Origin of the sequence: Kitasatospora sp. NPDC057512, assembly GCF_042802135.1 — a bacterium.
Lineage (GTDB): Bacteria > Actinomycetota > Actinomycetes > Streptomycetales > Streptomycetaceae > Kitasatospora.
Window position 1 is genome coordinate 1 of the sequence record NZ_JBHVET010001269.1, and the last position, 1,167, is coordinate 1,167.

The 1,167-nt window shown below is 73.0% G+C and carries 1 protein-coding gene; it reads right to left on the minus strand.

What is annotated here, in order from left to right; genetic code table 11:
- Positions 1–31: 31 nt before the first annotated feature.
- The coding region (locus ACFU6K_RS39405) for a serine hydrolase domain-containing protein (RefSeq protein ID WP_380671542.1) at positions 32–1,167 on the minus strand (1,136 nt) is incomplete at its 5' end.

The following is a 1,167-nucleotide window of genomic DNA, read 5'->3' on the forward strand; positions in this document are numbered from 1 at the left end:
GCGTGGGCGGGGGGCCGGCCCGAGGGCCTGGTCAGCGGCAGAGGGCCGCGTCCAGGGCGTCCGTCATGTGCTGCGCGCCGTCCTCGCCCGGGACGGTGGTGACGGTGATGGTGGCGGCGCGGCCGTCCTCGGTGACGCCGCCGCGGGTCCGGTAGCCGGGGGCGGTGCCGCCGTGGCCCCAGACGAGGCCGCCGCAGGAGAGCGGCCTGCTCTGCAGGCCCAGTCCGTAGCGGATCCCCTGGCCGATCAGATCGGCGGGGACGGTGGTGCGCATCTCGGCGAGCTGTGCCGGGGGCAGGAGCCGGCCGCCGAGGAGCGCGGTGAAGAACGCGTTGAGGTCGGTGTTGGTGGAGACGATCGCCCCCGTCGCCCAGGCCATCGAGGAGTCCATCTCGGTGTAGTCGAACCGGGGCGCGCCCGGTGTGCCGGGGAGGTAGCCGTGGGGGTGGGCCTCGTGGACGGTGGTGTCACCGACGGCGGGGAAGTAGGTGTGGCGCAGGCCGATGCGGTCGATGACGCGCTTGGTGATCTCCTCGCCGACGGGCCGTCCGGTGATCTTCTGGACGAGGAGTCCGGCGACGATGTAGTTGGTGTTGCTGTACGCCCAGCCGGTACCCGCGGGGAAGAGGGCCTTCTGGGCGAGGGCGCCGTCGAGGAGGTCGCGGGGCTCGAAGTAGCGGAACTGAATGGTGGTGAAGTCCGAGAGTTCGGGGGCCGCCATGTAGTCGGGCAGGCCGCTGGTGTGCTGGAGCAGTTGGCGGACGGTGATCTCGCGTCCGTCGATGCCGTCGCCGCGCAGCAGGCCCGGCAGGTAGGTCTCGACGGGGGAGTCCAGGCCCACCTTTCCCTCCGCGACGAGTTGGAGGACGACGACGGCGGTGAAGGTCTTGGTGTTGCTGCCGGCGCGTATCTGCCCGTCCACGGGGACCTTGGCCCCGGTGGCGAGGTCGCCGACGCCGGCGGTGTAGTTGCGGGTGCGGCCGTCGCGACCCTTGACGGCGGCCAGTGCGGCGGGCAGGCCGTCGTCCTTGACCAGGGCGTTCAGGCTCTGTTGGACGCTGTCGGGCCTGCCGCCGGCGAACGCCGTGGTCGGTGCCAGGACGCCGGCGGTGACGGCGGCCACGGCGGCGGCGGCCACGGCCGCCGTTACCGCCCGACGGCCACGGT